At 66.8% G+C, this 14,326-nt stretch carries 11 protein-coding genes; all 11 read right to left on the reverse strand.

Going from position 1 to position 14,326, the window contains the following annotated elements; translation table 11 throughout:
• Positions 1–837 (reverse strand): 50S ribosomal protein L2, encoded by an 837-nt coding sequence (gene rplB / locus C1J01_RS22165; protein WP_111180890.1) that lies wholly within the window; start codon positions 835–837, stop codon positions 1–3.
• Between the two features lie 103 nt (positions 838–940).
• Positions 941–1,243, reverse strand: a complete 303-nt coding sequence (gene rplW / locus C1J01_RS22170) for a 50S ribosomal protein L23 (RefSeq protein ID WP_111180891.1) — start codon at positions 1,241–1,243, stop codon at positions 941–943.
• Positions 1,243–1,890 carry a 50S ribosomal protein L4 gene (gene rplD, locus C1J01_RS22175; RefSeq protein ID WP_111180892.1) on the reverse strand — a complete coding sequence of 216 codons (648 nt, stop codon included), beginning with the start codon at positions 1,888–1,890 and terminating at the stop codon, positions 1,243–1,245. The genes rplW and rplD overlap by 1 nt, the downstream gene beginning before the upstream one ends.
• On the reverse strand, positions 1,887–2,540 hold the full coding sequence (gene rplC, locus C1J01_RS22180; protein ID WP_111180893.1) for a 50S ribosomal protein L3: 654 nt from the start codon (positions 2,538–2,540) through the stop codon (positions 1,887–1,889). The genes rplD and rplC overlap by 4 nt, the downstream gene beginning before the upstream one ends.
• 14 nt (positions 2,541–2,554) lie before the next feature.
• On the reverse strand, positions 2,555–2,863 hold the full coding sequence (rpsJ, locus tag C1J01_RS22185) for a 30S ribosomal protein S10 (protein ID WP_012887830.1): 309 nt from the start codon (positions 2,861–2,863) through the stop codon (positions 2,555–2,557).
• A gap of 251 nt (positions 2,864–3,114) precedes the next feature.
• Positions 3,115–4,308: an elongation factor Tu gene (gene tuf, locus C1J01_RS22190; protein WP_111180894.1), complete on the reverse strand. Its 1,194-nt coding sequence runs from the start codon at positions 4,306–4,308 to the stop codon at positions 3,115–3,117.
• Positions 4,309–4,455: 147 nt separating this feature from the next.
• Positions 4,456–6,504 (reverse strand): elongation factor G, encoded by a 2,049-nt coding sequence (gene fusA, locus C1J01_RS22195; protein ID WP_235854592.1) that lies wholly within the window; start codon positions 6,502–6,504, stop codon positions 4,456–4,458.
• 90 nt (positions 6,505–6,594) lie between these two features.
• The gene (gene rpsG / locus C1J01_RS22200) at positions 6,595–7,065 is read right to left on the reverse strand and encodes a 30S ribosomal protein S7 (protein ID WP_020542314.1); all 471 of its coding nucleotides are present in this window, start codon (positions 7,063–7,065) and stop codon (positions 6,595–6,597) included.
• Between the two features lie 2 nt (positions 7,066–7,067).
• Positions 7,068–7,442, reverse strand: coding sequence for a 30S ribosomal protein S12 (rpsL, locus tag C1J01_RS22205; RefSeq protein ID WP_043623420.1), 375 nt, complete (start codon positions 7,440–7,442; stop codon positions 7,068–7,070).
• Positions 7,443–8,103: 661 nt separating this feature from the next.
• Positions 8,104–11,979, reverse strand: coding sequence for a DNA-directed RNA polymerase subunit beta' (locus tag C1J01_RS22210; RefSeq protein WP_111180896.1), 3,876 nt, complete (start codon positions 11,977–11,979; stop codon positions 8,104–8,106).
• Between the two features lie 17 nt (positions 11,980–11,996).
• On the reverse strand, positions 11,997–14,326 hold a 2,330-nt coding region (gene rpoB / locus C1J01_RS22215; RefSeq protein ID WP_111180898.1), incomplete at its 5' end, for a DNA-directed RNA polymerase subunit beta.

A 14,326-nucleotide genomic window follows, 5' to 3' on the forward strand; every position in this document is an offset into this window, starting at 1 on the left:
CTACCGCTTCTTCCTCTTGCTCCGACGACGGATGATCAGCCGGTCGCTGGACTTGTTGGCCTGGCGGGTGCGGCCCTCGGGCTTGCCCTTCGGGTTCACCGGGTGGCGACCGCCGGAGGTCTTGCCCTCACCACCACCGTGCGGGTGGTCGACGGGGTTCATCGCGACACCGCGAACGGTCGGGCGCTTGCCCTTCCACCGCATACGGCCGGCCTTGCCCCAGTTGATGTTGGCCTGCTCGGCGTTGCCGACCTGGCCGACCGTCGCCCGGCAGCGCACGTCGACCATGCGCATTTCACCGGACGGCATACGCAGGGTGGCGTACTGGCCTTCCTTGGCGAGCAGCTGGATCTGAGCGCCCGCGGAACGGCCGAGCTTGGCGCCGCCGCCCGGACGGAGCTCCACCGCGTGGATGAAGGTACCGGTCGGGATGTTGCGCAGCGGCAGGCAGTTGCCCGGCTTGATGTCGGCAGCGGGGCCGTTCTCGATACGGTCGCCCTGCTTGAGGCCGGTCGGCGCGATGATGTAGCGCTTCTCGCCGTCCGCGTAGTGGAGCAGAGCGATGTTGGCGGTGCGGTTGGGGTCGTACTCGATGTGAGCGACCTTGGCCGGGATGCCGTCCTTGTCATGCCTCCGGAAGTCGATGATCCGGTAGGCGCGCTTGTGACCGCCGCCCTGGTGGCGGGCGGTGACTCGGCCGTGTACGTTGCGGCCGCCCTTGCTGTGAAGGGGCGCAAGCAGCGACTTCTCGGGCGTGCTGCGGGTGATCTCGGAGAAGTCCGAGACACTCGACCCGCGGCGACCCGGAGTCGTCGGCTTGTATTTACGGATGCCCATCTTTTTCGTTCATCCTTCGTCGGTTACATGGGTGAGCCCGCCGCACGGATGTGCGACGGTCTCACCCCGCGGACCCTCAGGGGCCCGCTCCTTTCCTAGGCCGCTAGCCGATCTGACCGAAGATGTCGATCCGATCGCCCTCCACCAGGCTCACGATGGCGCGCTTGGTGTCGGGACGCTTGCCGAAACCGGTACGGGTCCGCTTGCGCTTGCCCTGCCGGTTGATGGTGTTCACGCTGGTGACCTTGACCCCGAAGATCTGCTCGACAGCGATCTTGACCTGGGTCTTGTTCGCGGTCTTCTTCACCAGGAACGTGTACTTGTTGTTCTCATCAATCAGGCCGTAGCTCTTCTCAGAGACGACCGGCTTGATGATGATGTCGCGCGGGTCGGCGATCTTCTCCATCAGGCGTCTTCCTTCCCGCCAGTCAGCCGCGCCACGACCTGGTCGTACGCCTCCTGGGTGAAGACCACGTCGTCGTGCACGAGCACGTCGTAGGTGTTGAGCTGCCCGGCGTCCAGCAGGTGGACCTCGGGAGCGTTGCGCAGGCTCAGCCAGGTCAGCTCGTCGTCCGCGTCGACCACGACGAGGACGCGCGGAGCCTGGGTGATCTTGCGCAGGGCCTCCAGGGCGGCCTTGGTCTTGGGCGTCTCGCCGGTGACCAGCGAGCTGACCACGTGCACGCGTCCGCCGCTCGCCCGGTCCGACAGGGCGCCGCGCAGGGCGGCGGCCTTCATCTTCTTGGGCGTGCGCTGCGCGTAGTCGCGCGGCACGGGGCCGTGGACGGTGCCACCGCCGGTGAACTGCGGCGCACGGGTCGAACCCTGGCGGGCGCGGCCGGTGCCCTTCTGGCGGTACGGCTTCTTGCCGCCGCCGGAGACCTCACCGCGGGTCTTGGCCTTGTGGGTGCCCTGCCGGCGAGCGGCGAGCTGGGCCACGACCACCTGGTGGATCAGCGGAACGTTGACCTTGGCGCCGAAGACGCCTTCGGGCAGGTCAACCGTGCCGGCCTTCGCGCCGCTGGCGTCGAGGACGTCAATAGTGGTGCTCACTTGGCAGCCCCCTTCTTGGCAGCGGTACGGACGAGGACCAGGCTGCCGTTGGCGCCGGGGACCGCACCCTTGATCAGGATGAGACCCTTCTCGGCGTCCACGGCGTGAACTTTGAGGCTCTGCACGGTGGTGCGGACGTTACCCATCCGACCAGCCATGCGCAGACCCTTGAAAACGCGGCCCGGGGTGGCGCAGCCACCGATGGAACCCGGCGAACGGTGCTTGCGCTGCGTACCGTGCGACGCGCCCAGACCACCGAAGCCGTGCCGCTTCATGACACCGGCGAAGCCCTTGCCCTTGCTCTTGCCCGTCACGTCGACGAACTGGCCGGCCTCGAAGGTGTCGGCCAGCAGCTCCTGGCCGAGGGTGTAGTCGCTCGCGTCGTCGGTGCGGATCTCCGCGAAGTAACGGCGCGGGGTGATGTCGTGCTTACGCAGGTAGTCGCCGAGCGGCTTGTTGACCTTCCGTGGGTCGACCTGCCCGAAGCCGAGCTGGATGGCGGAGTAGCCGTCCTTCTCGGGCGTGCGGACGCGGGTCACCACGCACGGACCGGCCTCGACCACGGTCACCGGAATCATCCGGTTGTCCGCGTCGAAGACCTGGGTCATGCCGAGCTTCTTGCCCAGGACGCCCTTGATCGTCTTAGCCATGTCAGTGCGTTCCCTCAGAGCTTGATCGAAATGTCGACACCCGCGGGGAGGTCGAGCCGCATGAGCGAGTCAACCGTCTTGGGGGTCGGGTCGATGATGTCAATCAGCCGCTTGTGCGTGCGCATCTCGAAGTGCTCGCGGCTGTCCTTGTACTTGTGCGGCGAGCGGATGACGCAGTACACGTTCTTCTCGGTCGGCAGCGGCACCGGGCCCGCGACCTTCGCGCCAGTCCGCGTCACCGTCTCGACGATCTTCTTGGCCGAGCTGTCGATGACCTCGTGGTCATAGGCCTTGAGCCGAATGCGGATCTTCTGTCCCGCCATAGTGGCCTCGGTGTCCTTCGCTGTCGTCTGAAAAAGTATCGTGCGGCCTGTTGCCGCTGTGCTGATGCAGGTCGAAGCCTGCGTGACCCCACGAGGCAGACGTTGACGATCTGCCTTCTTCTTCCGTGATCCGGCAGTGACTTCGGTCACCAGGCCGAAGCTACTGCTGGATCACGGCGCTGACGCGGGGCCCTTACGTGGTTCGGCGGTCGGTCCCGGATGCGGGGCCGACCGCCGCCCCGACGGTCTAGCTACTTGATGATCTTCGTGACCCGACCGGCGCCGACGGTGCGGCCACCCTCACGGATCGCGAACTTGAGGCCTTCCTCCATGGCGATGGGCTGGATCAGCTCAACGCGCATCTCGGTGTTGTCGCCCGGCATGACCATCTCGGTGCCCTCGGGGAGGTGCACGACACCGGTCACGTCAGTCGTACGGAAGTAGAACTGCGGGCGGTAGTTGTTGAAGAACGGCGTGTGGCGGCCGCCCTCGTCCTTGGACAGGATGTAGACCTGGCCCTCGAACTCGGTGTGCGGGGTGGTCGTGCCCGGCTTGATGATGCACTGGCCGCGCTCGACGTCGTCGCGCTTGATGCCGCGGAGCAGCAGGGCGGCGTTGTCACCGGCGTGACCCTCGTCGAGCATCTTGTTGAACATCTCGATGCTGGTGACGGTGGTCGTCGTCTTCTCCGGCTTGATGCCGATGATGTCGACCTGCTCGTTGACCTTGACGATGCCGCGCTCGATACGGCCGGTGACGACCGTGCCGCGACCGGTGATCGAGAAGACGTCCTCGACCGGCATGAGGAACGGCTTCTCCGTCTCACGCGGCGGCTCGGGCACGTTCTCGTCGACGGCGTTCATCAGCTCGATGATGCTGTCGGCCCACTTCTCGTCGCCCTCGAGAGCCTTGAGCGCGGAGACGCGGACGACCGGGAGGTCGTCGCCGGGGAACTCCTGAGCGGACAGGAGCTCACGGACCTCGAGCTCGACGAGCTCCAGGATCTCCTCGTCGTCGACCATGTCGGACTTGTTGAGCGCCACGACGATGTAGGGGACGCCGACCTGGCGGGCCAGGAGGACGTGCTCCTTCGTCTGCGGCATCGGGCCGTCGGTCGCGGCGACCACCAGGATCGCGCCGTCCATCTGGGCGGCACCGGTGATCATGTTCTTGACGTAGTCGGCGTGGCCGGGGCAGTCAACGTGCGCGTAGTGACGCTTCTCCGTCTGGTACTCGACGTGCGCGATGGAGATCGTGATACCACGAGCCTTCTCCTCCGGCGCCTTGTCGATCTTGTCGAACGGGGTCGCCTGGTTCAGCTCGGGGAAGCGGTCGTGGAGCACCTTGGTGATCGCCGCGGTCAGCGTGGTCTTGCCGTGGTCGATGTGCCCAATGGTGCCGATGTTCATGTGCGGCTTGGTCCGCTCGAACTTGGCCTTAGCCACTGGTTCTCTCCTTGAGAATCTGACTGACTTTCGTCTACACACTCGGGCCCGGGAACCCCCGAACCCCGTGGCGGTGAGGTGGCTCTCACCACCTCACCAGGGACCAGGACAGCAGTCCCGGCCGGCCCCGAGGGACCGGACCGGGAACTACTCGCCCCGGGCCTTCGCGACGATCTCCTTGGCGATGCCCGGGGGCACCTCAGCGTAGGAGTCGAACTGCATGCTGTAGCTCGCGCGCCCCTGCGTCTTGCTACGGAGATCGCCCACGTAGCCGAACATCTCAGACAGCGGCACGAGCGCCTGGACGACACGGGCACCGGCCCGCTCGTCCATCGCCTGGATCTGCCCCCGGCGACCGTTGAGGTCACCGATGACGTCACCCATGTAGTCCTCGGGCGTGGTGACCTCAACGGCCATCATCGGCTCGAGGAGCACGGCGTCCGCCTTGCGCGCGGCCTCCTTGAAGGCCATCGAGCCGGCGATCTTGAAGGCCATTTCCGAGGAGTCGACGTCGTGGGCCGCACCGTCGGTCAGCGTAACCTTCACGCCGACCATCGGGTAACCGGCCAGCACACCGAACTCGGCGGCCTCCTGGGCACCAGCGTCGACCGACGGGATGTACTCCCGCGGGACACGGCCACCGGTGACCTTGTTCTCGAACTCGTAGCCGTCGTTGCCCTCGCCCAGCGGCTCCAGATCGATGATGACCCGCGCGAACTGACCGGAACCACCGGTCTGCTTCTTGTGGGTGTAGTCGATCTTCTCCACCTTGCGGCGGATGGTCTCGCGGTAGGCGACCTGCGGGCGGCCGACGTTGGCCTCGACCTTGAACTCGCGACGCATCCGGTCGACGAGGATCTCGAGGTGAAGCTCGCCCATGCCCCAGATGACCGTCTGACCGGTCTCCTCGTCACGGCGGACCTGGAAGGACGGGTCCTCTTCGGCCAGCCGCTGGATGGCGGTGGACAGCTTCTCCTGGTCGCCCTTGGTCTTGGGCTCGATCGCGACGTTGATCACCGGAGCCGGGAACGTCATCGACTCGAGCACGACCTGGTTCGACGGGTCGGACAGGGTGTCGCCGGTCGTGGTGTCCTTCAGACCCATGACGGCGACGATCTGGCCGGCGATCGCCGACGGGCGCTCTTCGCGCTTGTTGGCGTGCATCTGGTAGATCTTGCCGATCCGCTCCTTCTTGCCCTTCACAGAGTTGATGACCTGTGAACCGGCCTCGAGCGTGCCCGAGTAGATGCGGATGTAGGTGATCTTGCCCAGATGCGGGTCGCTGGCGATCTTGAAGGCCAGAGCGGAGAACGGCTCGCTCGGGTCGGCGTGCCGCTCGATGACCTTGTCCTCGTTGCCGACCGCGTGGCCCTTGAAGGCCGGGATGTCGGTCGGCGCGGGCAGGTAGGCGACGATCGCGTCGAGCAGGGGCTGAACACCCTTGTTCTTGAACGCGGTGCCGCACAGCACCGGGTTGATGGAGCTGCTCAGCGTGGCGCGGCGGATGGCCGCCACCAGCTGCTCCTCGGAGGGCTCGGTGCCCTCGAGGAAGAGCTCCATCAGCTCGTCGTCGTTCTCCGCCACGGTCTCGATGAGCCGGTCGCGCCACTCCCTGGCGGCGTCGGCGTGGTCAGCCGGGATGTCGATGGTGTCGTACATCTCGCCCTTGGCCGCCTCGGCGCTCCAGACGAGGGCCTTCATCTTGATGAGGTCGATGACGCCCTTGAAGTCGGCCTCAACGCCCAGCGGGAGCTGGATGACAGCCGGGGTCGCACCCAGACGGCTGACCATCATGTCGACGCAGCGGTGGAACTCCGCGCCGACCCGGTCCATCTTGTTCACGAAGCAGATGCGCGGGACGTTGTAGCGGTCGGCCTGGCGCCACACCGTCTCCGACTGCGGCTCGACACCCGCGACGCCGTCGAACACGGCGACCGCGCCGTCGAGGACGCGGAGCGAACGCTCCACCTCGATGGTGAAGTCGACGTGACCCGGGGTGTCGATGATGTTGATGGTGTGACCGAGCCACTCACAGGTCGTCGCGGCGGACGTGATCGTGATGCCGCGCTCCTGCTCCTGCTCCATCCAGTCCATCGTGGCAGCGCCCTCGTGGACTTCACCGATCTTGTAGTTGATGCCGGTGTAGAACAGGATGCGCTCGGTCGTGGTGGTCTTGCCCGCGTCGATATGGGCCATGATCCCAATGTTGCGGACCTTGGCCAGGTCAAGAGCGGTCGTGGTGGCCACTTCTCTCGCGTCCTCGTCGTCTCGTCGAACCCGCCGGGGTTACCAGCGGTAGTGGGCGAAGGCCTTGTTGGACTCGGCCATCTTGTGGGTGTCCTCGCGCTTCTTCACGCTCGCCCCGAGGCCGTTGCTGGCGTCGAGGAGCTCGTTCATGAGGCGCTCGGTCATGGTCTTCTCGCGGCGGGCGCGGGAGTACTGCACCAGCCAGCGCAGGGCCAGCGTGGTGCTGCGCGCGGCGCGCACCTCGACCGGCACCTGGTAGGTGGCACCACCGACGCGACGGCTGCGGACCTCGAGGGTCGGCTTGACGTTGTCAAGCGCGCGCTTGAGGGTGACGACCGGGTCGTTGCCCGTCTTCTCCCTGCAGCCCTCGAGGGCGCCGTAGACGATCGACTGCGCGATGGAGCGCTTGCCGTCCAGAAGCACCTTGTTGATAAGGGCGGTCACCAGCGGCGAGCTGTAAACCGGGTCAGCCATGAGCTGACGACGGCCAGGAGAACCCTTACGAGGCATTGTTAGCTCTTCTCCTTCTTCGCGCCGTAGCGGCTACGGGCCTGCTTGCGGTTGCGGACACCCTGGGTGTCGAGCGAACCGCGGATGATCTTGTAGCGAACACCAGGCAGGTCCTTCACACGACCGCCACGCACGAGCACGATGGAGTGCTCCTGGAGGTTGTGGCCCACACCGGGGATGTAGGCCGTGACCTCGATGCCGTTCGTGAGCCGAACGCGGGCCACCTTGCGCAGTGCCGAGTTGGGCTTCTTCGGGGTCGTGGTGTAGACGCGCTGGCACACGCCGCGCCGCTGCGGACTCCCCTTGAGGGCAGGAGTCTTGGTCTTGGCGACCTTGTCCTGCCGGCCCTTGCGGACCAACTGCTGAATAGTGGGCACTGCCACTCCGTTTCGTGCCTTGGCCGGTGTTACGTCATTGGGTCTTGCATTTCGCAGGTGCTGCCGGTGTCATGACCTGCTGGTTTTTCTTGTCTCGGTGCCCCCGCGCTCGGGCGTGTCGCGCTACTCGCACAGCACGTCCACGGGGATTACGAGCCAGGAAGCCGTCCTGCGCCCGTAATGAGCGCACGGTCGAGAGCCCGCTAGAAGTCGGGCACGATGCTCAAGACTACCCAGGCCCATGCGACACGTCAAAACGGCGCGGCAAAGCGGACAAGCCTTGCCACTCCGGGTCGCCGGGGCCTATTTCATCCAGCCCATCTACAGCTCCGCCGCCATGATACCGGTCCGGCATGGCTTCCCGCGCCTGATCCGCCCACAACGCGGCCGGCTCCCGGTCCCTCTGTTTACCGCTGCCCCACGCAGCTTTCCCCATACCTTGTCGTCACCGTCATATCCCCGTAACCCCTCAGAGTGCCCACGGCGCGGCGTCACGGCGGCCCGCCGGTGACGGGGTCAGCGGGCGTCTCCCTGGAGGGTCCCCGGCCACGTGCGGCGGGTGGGCCGGCCGGGCCGGCCGTAACGGAAGGGCTGGGAAAGCAGCGCGCCCGGGCCTCTCGGACGAGAGACCCGGGCGCGTCACCTACAGGCGACTAAGCGATCAACGGTTGTACTGACCGAAGTCGTACTCCTCCAGCGGGACGGCCTCGCCGCTGCCGGTGCCGAAGGTGTAGTCGGCCGCCGAGCCGTCGTAACCGCCGACGGTGTACATGGCAGCCTTGGCCTCCTCGGTCGGCTCCACCCGGATGTTGCGGTACTGCGGCATGCCCGTACCGGCCGGGATGAGCTTACCGATGATGACGTTCTCCTTCAGGCCCAGGAGCGAGTCGGACTTGGCGTGGATCGCCGCGTCCGTCAGGACCCTGGTCGTCTCCTGGAAGGAGGCCGCCGACAGCCACGACTCGGTGGCGAGCGACGCCTTGGTGATGCCCATGAGCACCGGACGGCCGGCGGCGGGCGAGCCGCCCTCGGCCACGGTCTCGCGGTTCATCTGCTCGAAGCGCGGACGCTCGACGAGCTCGCCGGGCAGCAGGTCGGTGTCACCGGACTCCAGCACGTTCACGCGCTTGAGCATCTGCCGCACGATGATCTCGATGTGCTTGTCGTGGATCGACACACCCTGCGAGCGGTAGACCTGCTGGACCTCCGCCACCAGGTGCAGCTGCACGGCCCGCGGGCCGAGGATGCGCAGCACCTCGTTGGGGTTGACCGCACCGGCGACCAGCTGCTGGCCGACCGAGACCCGCTGGCCCTCCTGCACGAGCAGGCGCGAGCGCATCGAGACCGGGTAGGCGATCTCCTCCGACCCGTCGTCGGGGACGATCACGACCTTCCTGGTCTTGTCGGTCTCGTCGATCCGGACCCGGCCCTCGGCCTCGGAGATCGGGGCGACACCCTTGGGGATGCGCGCCTCGAACAGCTCCGTGACACGCGGCAGACCGTGGGTGATGTCGGCGCCGGCCACACCACCGGTGTGGAACGTCCGCATCGTCAGCTGCGTGCCGGGCTCACCGATCGACTGGGCGGCGATGATGCCGACCGCCTCGCCGACGTCGACGAGCTTGCCGGTGGCCAGCGAACGGCCGTAGCACTTCGCGCAGACACCGATCTTGGCCTCGCAGACGAGCGCGCTGCGCGTCCGCACGGTCTCGATGCCGGCCTCGACCAGCTTCGTCACGTGGGTGTCGTTGATGTCGACGCCCTCCGGGACGATGACCTTGCCGTCGACCACGACGTCCTCGGCGAGGATGCGGCCGTGCACGTTGGACTCGGCGTTCTCGGCCTTGACCAGGTTGCCCGCCGGGTCGCGGTCGGCCACGTGCAGCGGGACCGCGCGGTCGGTGCCGCAGTCGATCTCGCGCACGATGACGTCCTGGGCCACGTCCACCAGACGACGGGTCAGGTAACCCGAGTCGGCGGTGCGCAGCGCGGTGTCGGCCAGACCCTTTCGCTGACCGTGGGTGGAGATGAAGTACTCCAGCACCGACAGGCCCTCGCGGAACGAGGCCTTGATCGGCCGCGGGATCGTCTCACCCTTGGTGTTGGACACCAGGCCACGGATGCCGGCGATCTGACGGACCTGCATCTTGTTACCGCGGGCGCCGGAGTTGACCATCATCCAGACCGGGTTGGTCGCCGGGAAGGCGTTGACCATGTCGGTCTCGACGTCGGCCGTCGCGTGCGTCCAGATCTCGATGAGCTCCTGACGGCGCTCCTCGTCGGTGATCAGACCGCGCTCGTACTCGCGCTGGACCTTGTCGGCCCGGCGCTCGTAGTTCTCCATGATCTCGGTCTTGTTCGGGGGCGCGACGACGTCCTCGATCGAGATCGTGACACCGGAGCGGGTCGCCCAGCGGAACCCGGCGTCCTTGAGCGCGTCGAGCGCCGCGGCCACCTCGATCTTCGGGTACGTCTCCGCCAGCTCGTTCACGATCTGCGACAGCTGCTTCTTGCCGACCTGGAAGTCGACGAAGGGGTAGCTGTCCGGCAGCGTCTGGTTGAACAGGCACCGCCCGAACGTGGTCTCCAGCCGGATGGCGTCACCCGGCTCCCAGCCCTCGGGAGCGACCCAGTCACGCGGCGGCAGGATGTCCTTCAGCCGGATGTGGATCTTGGCCTGGATCTCCAGCTCGCGACGGTCGAAGGCCATCTGCGCCTCGGCGATCGAGCCGAACACGCGGCCCTCGCCCTGCGCGCCCTCCTTCATCGTCGTCAGCCAGTAGAGGCCGATGACCATGTCCTGGGTGGGCATCGTCACGGGCTTGCCGTCGGCCGGCTTGAGGATGTTGTTGGTCGAGAGCATCAGGATGCGTGCCTCGGCCTGGGCCTCAGCCGACAGCGGCAGGTGCACGGCCATCTGGTCGCCGTCGAAGTCCGCGTTGAACGCGGTGCAGACGAGCGGGTGGATCTGGATGGCCTTGCCCTCGACCAGCTGCGGCTCGAACGCCTGGATGCCCAGACGGTGGAGCGTCGGAGCACGGTTGAGCAGCACCGGGTGCTCGGTGATGACCTCTTCGAGCACGTCCCACACCACAGGGCGGGCGCGCTCGACCATCCGCTTGGCCGACTTGATGTTCTGCGCGTGGTTGAGGTCCACGAGCCTCTTCATCACGAACGGCTTGAACAGCTCCAGCGCCATCTGCTTGGGCAGACCGCACTGGTGCAGCTTGAGCTGCGGGCCGACGACGATGACCGAACGGCCGGAGTAGTCGACACGCTTGCCCAGCAGGTTCTGGCGGAACCGGCCCTGCTTGCCCTTCAGCATGTCGCTGAGGGACTTCAGCGGACGGTTGCCGGGACCGGTGACCGGGCGACCGCGGCGGCCGTTGTCGAACAGCGCGTCCACGGCCTCCTGGAGCATCCGCTTCTCGTTGTTCACGATGATCTCGGGCGCGCCGAGGTCGAGCAGACGCTTGAGGCGGTTGTTCCGGTTGATGACCCGGCGGTACAGGTCGTTGAGGTCGGAGGTCGCGAACCGGCCACCGTCGAGCTGCACCATCGGGCGCAGGTCCGGCGGGATGACCGGGATGCAGTCGAGCACCATGCCGCGCGGCGAGTTGGTCGTGTTGAGGAACGCCGACACGACCTTGAGCCGCTTGAGCGCACGGGCCTTCTTCTGGCCCTTGCCGCTGCGGATGGTCTCGCGCAGGTTCTCGGCCTCGGCGTCGAGGTCGAAGCTCACCAGGCGCTCCTGGATCGCCTGCGCGCCCATGCCGCCCTTGAAGTAGCGGCCGAAGCGGTCGCGCATCTCGCGGTAGAGCAGCTCGTCGCCCTCGAGGTCCTGGACCTTGAGGTTCTTGAACCGCGTCCAGACCTCCTCGAGCCGGTCGAGCTCGCGCTGGGCGCGGTCACGCAGCTGACGCATCTCGCGCTCGGCGCCCTCGCGGACCTTGCGGCGCTGGTCGCCCTTGGCGCCGGCGGCCTCCAGCTCGGCCAGGTCGGCCTCGAGCTTCTTCTGCCGGGCCTCGATGTCGGCGTCACGGCGCTGCTCGATGTGCTGCCGCTCGACGGAGATCTTCGCCTCCAGCGAGGGCAGGTCACGCTCACGCAGCTCGGTGTCGACATGCGTGATCATGTAGGCCGCGAAGTAGATGACCTTCTCCAGGTCCTTCGGGGCCAGGTCGAGCAGGTAGCCGAGGCGCGACGGGACGCCCTTGAAGTACCAGATGTGCGTGACCGGCGCGGCCAGCTCGATGTGGCCCATCCGCTCACGACGCACCTTGGCACGCGTCACCTCGACGCCGCAGCGCTCACAGATGATGCCCTTGAACCGGACGCGCTTGTACTTGCCGCAGTAGCACTCCCAGTCGCGGGTCGGGCCGAAGATCTTCTCGCAGAAGAGCCCGTCCTTTTCCGGCTTGAGAGTCCGGTAGTTGATCGTCTCGGGCTTCTTGACCTCGCCGTGCGACCACTGACGGATGTCGTCGGCCGTCGCCAGCCCGATCCGAAGCTCGTCGAAGAAGTTGACGTCTAGCATTGTGTGCGATCTCCCCCTCAGACTTCTTCCACGCTGCTCGGCTCACGCCGGGACAGGTCGATACCGAGCTCTTCCGCGGCGCGGAAGACGTCCTCGTCGGTGTCACGCATCTCGATGGACATGCCGTCGCTGGAGAGCACCTCGACGTTCAGGCACAGCGACTGCATCTCCTTGATGAGGACCTTGAAGGACTCGGGGATGCCCGGCTCGGGGATGTTCTCGCCCTTGACGATGGCCTCGTAGACCTTCACCCGGCCGAGAACGTCGTCGGACTTGATGGTCAGCAGCTCCTGCAGGGCGTAGGCGGCGCCGTACGCCTCCAGCGCCCACACCTCCATCTCACCGAAGCGCTGGCCGCCGAACTGGGCCTTACCGCCGAGCGGCTGCTGGGTGATCATGGAGTACGGGCCGGTCGACCGCGCGTGAATCTTGTCGTCGACCAGGTGGAGCAGCTTCAGGATGTAGATGTAGCCGACCGCGATCGGGTACGGGAACGGCTCGCCGGAGCGGCCGTCGAACAGCTGGGCCTTGCCCGTGGGCTGGACCATCCGGTCGCCGTCACGGTTGGGGATCGTGTTGCCGAGCAGGCCGACGATCTCCTCCTCGTGGGCGCCGTCGAAGACCGGCGTCGCCACGTTGGTACGCGGCTCGACCTGCCCGAAGCCCTTGTCCCGCAGGCGTTCGGCCCAGGCCTCCTCGATGCCGGAGATGTCCCAGCCGCGGGCGGCGATCCACCCGAGATGGGTCTCCAGTACCTGGCCGACGTTCATGCGGCCGGGCACACCGAGGGGGTTGAGGATGATGTCGACCGGGGTGCCGTCCTCCAGGAACGGCATGTCCTCGACCGGCAGGATCTTGGAGATGACGCCCTTGTTGCCGTGGCGGCCGGCCAGCTTGTCACCGTCGGTGATCTTACGCTTCTGCGCCACGTAGACGCGGACCAGCTCGTTGACGCCCGGCGGCAGCTCGTCGCCCTCCTCGCGGGAGAACACGCGCACCCCGATGACCTTGCCCTGCTCGCCGTGCGGCACCTTCAGCGAGGTGTCACGGACTTCACGGGCCTTCTCACCGAAGATCGCGCGCAGCAGCCGCTCCTCCGGCGTCAGCTCGGTCTCACCCTTCGGGGTGACCTTGCCGACCAGGATGTCGCCGGGCACGACCTCGGCGCCGATCCGGATGATGCCGCGCTCGTCGAGGTCGGCGAGGACCTCCTCGGAGACGTTCGGGATGTCCCGGGTGATCTCCTCCGGGCCCAGCTTGGTGTCACGGGCGTCGACCTCGTGCTCCTCGATGTGGATCGAGGACAGGACGTCGTCCTGGACCAGGCGCTGGGACAGGATGATCGCGTCTTCGTAGTTGTGGCCCTCCCACGGCATGAACGCCACGAGCAGGTTCTTGCCCAGCGCCATCTCGCCGTTGTCGGTGCAGGGACCGTCGGCGATGACCTGGTTGACCTCGACCCGGTCGCCCTCGGCCACGATGGGCTTCTGGTTGAAGCTCGTGCCCTGGTTGGAGCGCTTGAACTTCGCCACGCGGTACGTCGTCCGCGTGCCGTCGTCGTTCATGACCGTGACGTAGTCGGCGGAGACCTCCTCGACCACACCGGCCTTCTCGGCGCTGATGACGTCACCGGCGTCGGTCGCGGCACGGTACTCCATGCCGGTGCCGACCAGCGGCGCCTCGCTCTTGAGCAGCGGCACCGACTGGCGCTGCATGTTGGAGCCCATGAGCGCGCGGTTGGCGTCGTCGTGCTCGAGGAACGGGATCATGGCCGTGGCCACCGACACCATCTGGCGCGGCGAGACGTCCATGTAGTCGACCTCGGAGGCGTGCGCGAGCTCGGTCTCGCCGCCCTTGGTGCGGACGAGAACGCGGGACTCGGCGAACGACCCGTCGGCGTTCAGCGGGGTGTTGGCCTGCGCCTTGACGAAGCGGTCCTCCTCGTCGGCGGTCAGGTAGTCGATCTGGTCGGTCACCTTGCCGTCGACGACCTTGCGGTACGGCGTCTCGACGAAGCCGAACGCGTTGATCCGGCCATAGGTGGCCAGCGAGCCGATCAGGCCGATGTTCGGGCCTTCAGGGGTCTCGATCGGGCACATCCGGCCGTAGTGGGACGGGTGCACGTCACGGACCTCGAAGCCGGCCCGCTCACGCGACAGACCACCGGGGCCCAGCGCGGACAGACGCCGCTTGTGCGTCAGGCCGGCCAGCGGGTTGGTCTGGTCCATGAACTGCGACAGCTGCGAGGTGCCGAAGAACTCCTTGATCGACGCCACGACCGGGCGGATGTTGATCAGGGTCTGCGGCGTGATCGCCTCGACGTCCTGCGTCGTCATGCGCTCGCGCA

Source organism: Nonomuraea aridisoli (genome assembly GCF_003236395.1).
GTDB classification, from domain to species: Bacteria; Actinomycetota; Actinomycetes; order Streptosporangiales; family Streptosporangiaceae; genus Nonomuraea; species Nonomuraea aridisoli.